Origin of the sequence: Streptomyces flavofungini (assembly GCF_041028215.1) — a bacterium.
Taxonomy (GTDB): Bacteria; Actinomycetota; Actinomycetes; order Streptomycetales; family Streptomycetaceae; genus Streptomyces; species Streptomyces flavofungini_B.
The window spans coordinates 1-4,633 of record NZ_JASKYR010000686.1; the positions used below are offsets into that span (position 1 = coordinate 1).

Consider the following 4,633-nt stretch of genomic DNA (forward strand, 5'->3'; position numbering starts at 1 on the left):
GTGGTGAGACCCCGCTCACGCTTTATGCAACTAGTTGCACATCACTTCCGCCGTCGTCTACAACTGATCCCGTAGACACCGCGTACGGAGGGGCCGCATGAGCCGTTACCCGAACCTGCTGAACCCGCTCGACCTGGGCTTCACCACACTGCCCAACCGGGTCCTCATGGGCTCCATGCACGTGGGTCTGGAGGAGGCGCCGAACGGCTTCGCGCGGATGGCGGAGTTCTACGCGGCCCGCGCACGCGGCGGCGTCGGCCTCATCGTCACCGGCGGCATCGCCCCGAACGAGGTCGGGCGCCCCTGGGACGGCGGCGCCAAGCTGACCACCGAGGCGGAGGCCGAGGAGCACGCGGGCATCACGGCGGCCGTACATGCGGCGGGCGGCCGGATCGCCCTGCAGATCCTGCACTTCGGGCGCTACGCCTACCACGAGGGCCTCGTCGCCCCGAGCGCGCTCCAGGCGCCCATCAGCCCCTTCGTGCCCCGCGCGCTGACCGACGACGAGGTCGAGCAGACCATCGAGGACTTCGTGCGCGCCGCGGGCCTCGCCAAGCTCGCGGGCTACGACGGCGTCGAGGTGATGGGCTCCGAGGGCTATCTGATCAACGAGTTCATCGCGGCTCCGACCAACCGGCGCGAGGACCGCTGGGGCGGTGCCTACGAGAACCGCATCCGCTTCCCCGTCGAGATCGTCCGGCGCATCCGCGAGCGCGTCGGCGCGGACTTCATCATCATCTACCGCCTCTCCATGCTGGACCTGGTGCCCGGCGGCTCCACCCTGGACGAGGTCGTCCACCTCGCCAAGGAGATCGAGGCCGCGGGCGCCACGATCATCAACACCGGCATCGGCTGGCACGAGGCGCGCATCCCCACCATCGCCACCTCCGTGCCGCGCGGCGCCTACACCTTCGTCACCAAGAAGGTCATGGGCGAGGTCTCCGTGCCGCTGGTCACCACCAACCGCATCAACACCCCCGAGATCGCGGAGCAATTGCTCGCCGACGGCGCCGCCGACATGGTCTCGCTGGCCCGCCCGCTCCTGGCCGACCCCGACTTCGTCGCCAAGGCGGCGGCCGAGCGGCCCGACGCCATCAACACCTGCATCGGCTGCAACCAGGCCTGCCTCGACCACACCTTCAACCTCCAGATCACCTCCTGCCTGGTCAACCCGCGCGCCTGCCACGAGACCGAGCTGGTCCTCGCGCCGACCCGCACCAGAAAGAGCGTCGCGGTCGTCGGCGCGGGCCCCGCCGGACTCGCCTTCGCCGTCTCCGCGGCCGAGCGCGGCCACGCCGTCACGCTCTACGACGCGGCCTCCGACATCGGCGGTCAGCTCAACGTCGCGCGCAAGGTCCCGGGCAAGGAGGAGTTCGACGAGACGCTCCGCTACTTCCGCACCCAGCTCGACGAGCGCGGCGTCGACGTCCGGCTCAACACCGTCGTCACCGCCGACGACCTCACCGAGGCCGCCTACGACGAGGTGGTCGTCGCCACCGGTGTCAGCCCCCGGGTCCCCGACATCCCCGGCATCGACCACCCCAGCGTCGTCGGCTACCTCGACGTGCTGCGCGACGGCGCGCCCGTGGGGGAGCGGGTGGCGATCCTCGGCGCGGGCGGCATCGGCTTCGACGTCGCCGAGTACCTCACCGACGGCGGCGAGAAGGCCAGCCTGGACCCCGCGACGTACTTCCGGCAGTGGGGCGTCGACATGGACTACCGCGAGCGCGGCGGCCTGACCGAGCCCGAGCGCCCCGCGCCGCCCCGCACCGTCCACCTGCTCCAGCGCAAGACCTCCAAGGTCGGCAAGGACCTCGGCAAGACCACGGGCTGGATCCACCGCACCGAGCTGCGCCACCGCGGTGTCGCGATGGTGGCGGGGGTGACGTACGACCTGATCGACGACGCCGGACTGCACATCACCGTCGACGGCGTCTCCTCCGTCATCCCCGTCGACACCGTCGTCCTGTGCACCGGACAGGAGCCGCGCCGGGGCCTGTACGAGGAGCTGATCGCCGCCGGGCGCGGCGCGCACCTCATCGGCGGCGCCGACGTGGCGGCCGAACTGGACGCCAAGCGGGCCATCAAGCAGGGCACGGAGCTGGCCGCCGCGCTGTGAGGGACCCGGCATGGGCCCGTCCCTAGGATGGGGCCCATGTCACTCCCGCACGCGATCCTGACCGCCCTCCTGGAGAAGCCGTCGTCGGGCCTCGAACTGACCCGCAGGTTCGACAAGTCCATCGGCTACTTCTGGTCGGCCACGCACCAGCAGATCTACCGCGAGCTGGGCAGGCTGGAGCGCGACGGGGCGATCCGCGCCCTGCCGAGCCGGGGCGCGACGCGCGGGCAGAAGAAGGAGTACGAGGTGCTGCCCGCGGGCCGCGCCGAACTGGCCCGCTGGACCGCCGAGCGGCAGGACCCCAAGCCGCTGCGCGACACCCTCCTGCTCCGCCTGCGGGCCGCCGCGGTGGTCGGCACGGACGGCATCCAGGACGAGCTGTACCGCCATCTCGCCCTGCACAGGCGGCAGTTGGCCGAGTACGAGGAGATCGAGCGGCGCGACTTCCCGCCGGAGAGGGACGCCGTCGAGGACCGGCTGCGCCATGTGGTGCTGCGCGCGGGCATCGACCTGGAGACCTTCTGGACGCGGTGGCTCAGCCGGGCCGTCGAAGAACTCGCGGGGGAGACCGGAGACGCTCCGGCGGCTAAGTGAGCGTGGCCTCCCGCGGGTCCCACTCCACCGGCAGCGGCTCCGGCGGCACCGGCTGCGTGCCCGGCGACATGAACTGCGAGCGCTCCGCCGACCGCGTGATCGCCGTCATCACCTGGAGGACGTGCAGGGCCAGCGCGCCGGACGCGCGCGGGACACCCCCGCCGCGCAGGGCGCGCGCCATGTCGAGCACCCCGAGGCCGCGGCCGTCGGTGCGCCCCCGCACGGGCAGCTCGCGCCACTCGTCGGCGCCGTTGGGCAGCAGCTTCAGCGGACCGTCGAAGGTGTTCGGATCGGGCACCGCGAGGGTGCCCTCGGTCCCGGTGATCTCGAAGCGGGTGCGGCGCGGCGCGGAGTCGAAGCTGAACGTGGAGTCCGCCCGTACCCCCGAGGCGAACTCGATGAGCGCCGACACATGGGTGGGCACGTCGACCGGGAAGGCCTGGCCCGCCTTCGGCCCGGAGCCGACCGTGCGCTCCGCGCGGGCCCGCGCCGCCACCGCCGCCACCCGTGACACCCCGCCGAACAGGGCGACGAGCGAGGTCAGATAGTAGGGGCCGAGGTCGAAGAGCGGTCCCGCGCCCGGCTGGTAGAAGAACGCCGGGTCCGGGTGCCAGGCCTCCGGACCGAGCCCCCGCACCACGGTCGACGCCGCCACGGGCGCGCCGATGTCCCCGGCGGCGACCGCGCGCAGCGCCGACTGGAGGCCCGCGCCGAGGAAGGTGTCCGGGGCGTTGCCCACCAGCAGGCCCCGCTCCGAGGCCTCGGCGAGCAGCTTCTCCGCCTCCTCGGGGGCGAGGGTGATGGGCTTCTCGCCGTAGACGTGCTTGCCCGCGCGGATGGCGGCGGTGGCCACCTGGGCGTGCGCGGCGGGCACGGTGAGATTGACGACGAGGTCGACCTCGGGCAGGGCGAGCACCCGCGCCGGGCCGCCCGAGCAGGGGACGCCGTGCGTACGGGCGACGGTGGCCGCGCGCTCCTCGTCCAGGTCGGCGACGGCCACCACCCGTACGTCGGGGAAGCCGCTCAGCGTCCGCAGGTACTGCGCGCTGATCACCCCCGCGCCGACGAGGGCGACACCGACCGGCCCGGTCGCCGCCGCTGCCGTGCTCACGCCGCCTCCAGGGAGGTGAGATGGGCATGGCTGGCCGCGAGTGCGTCGAAGAGGGCGTCCGTGCCGCCCGCGCAGGCGTCGAACTCGACGACGCGCCACGCGTCCGGCGCCGCGGCGAGGACCTCGGGCACCGGCATGATGCCCTCGCCGACCGCCACGTTCGGTTCCTCCCTGGTACCGGGACCGTCCTTCATGTGCAGGGCGAGGACGCGGTCGCCGAGGCGGCGGAGCAGTTCCGGAACCTCGGCGCCGCCGACCGCGGCCCAGTAGGTGTCCACCTCCAGGAACACGTGCGGGTCGAGCAGTTCGGCGAGGACTTCGAGCGCGTGCCGGGTGCCGTGCTCGTCGGCCTCGCCCGCCTCGTCGAAGCGGGGCTCGGTCTCCCACCAGTGGTTGTGGTAGCCGATGCGTATGCCGTGCCGCGCGGCCCGCTCCACCAGGGAGTTGAGGCGGTCGGCGGCCCGCGCCAGTCCGTCGCGGGTGGTGAACTCCGCGGGCTCGATGCCCGCGGGGACGATCGCGAGGCCGGTGCCCAGCGTGCCGATCGCGTCGAGCACGGCGTCCGGGTCGGGCCCGAGGAGCTGCACGGCGTGCGTCGAGGACACGGTGAGCCCGAGGTCGTCGACGATCCGCCGCAGCCCCTTGGGGTCGGTGAGCACGTCGTACGGTTCCACGGCCCCGTACCCGATGGCGGAGAGGCGGCGCAGGGTCCCCTCGCGGTCGGCGGTGAGCTGATCCCGCACGGTGTAGAGCTGMACGCTSAGCGGTCSTGTCATGAACGCGCCCTCCCTGTCGGCCGGGAGGACGGT

Annotated in this window: 4 protein-coding genes; 2 read left to right on the forward strand and 2 right to left on the reverse strand. The window is 73.0% G+C overall.

Going from position 1 to position 4,633, the window contains the following annotated elements:
* Positions 1-97 precede the first annotated feature (97 nt).
* Both AB8Z36_RS32490 and AB8Z36_RS32495 read left to right on the forward strand, forming a co-directional pair.
* The gene (locus tag AB8Z36_RS32490; RefSeq protein WP_369216975.1) at positions 98-2,119 is read left to right on the forward strand and encodes an oxidoreductase; all 2,022 of its coding nucleotides are present in this window, start codon (positions 98-100) and stop codon (positions 2,117-2,119) included.
* Positions 2,120-2,155: 36 nt separating this feature from the next.
* On the forward strand, positions 2,156-2,713 hold the full coding sequence (locus tag AB8Z36_RS32495; RefSeq protein WP_369216976.1) for a PadR family transcriptional regulator: 558 nt from the start codon (positions 2,156-2,158) through the stop codon (positions 2,711-2,713).
* Here AB8Z36_RS32495 and AB8Z36_RS32500 read toward each other — a convergent pair.
* A complete protein-coding gene (locus AB8Z36_RS32500; protein WP_369216977.1) occupies positions 2,706-3,824 on the reverse strand; it encodes a Gfo/Idh/MocA family protein in 1,119 nt (372 codons plus the stop codon). The genes AB8Z36_RS32495 and AB8Z36_RS32500 overlap by 8 nt on opposite strands.
* A complete protein-coding gene (locus AB8Z36_RS32505; RefSeq protein ID WP_369216978.1) occupies positions 3,821-4,600 on the reverse strand; it encodes a sugar phosphate isomerase/epimerase family protein in 780 nt (259 codons plus the stop codon). Before AB8Z36_RS32505 ends, AB8Z36_RS32500 begins: the two co-directional genes overlap by 4 nt.
* Between the last annotated feature and the right edge of the window lie 33 nt (positions 4,601-4,633).

Excerpts from the sequence above, each read along its gene's own strand:
- AB8Z36_RS32490 (WP_369216975.1), top strand. The coding sequence starts at position 98 with ATGAGCCGTTACCCGAACCTGCTGAACCCGCTCGACCTGGGCTTCACC.
- AB8Z36_RS32495 (WP_369216976.1), top strand. The coding sequence starts at position 2,156 with ATGTCACTCCCGCACGCGATCCTGACCGCCCTCCTGGAGAAGCCGTCG.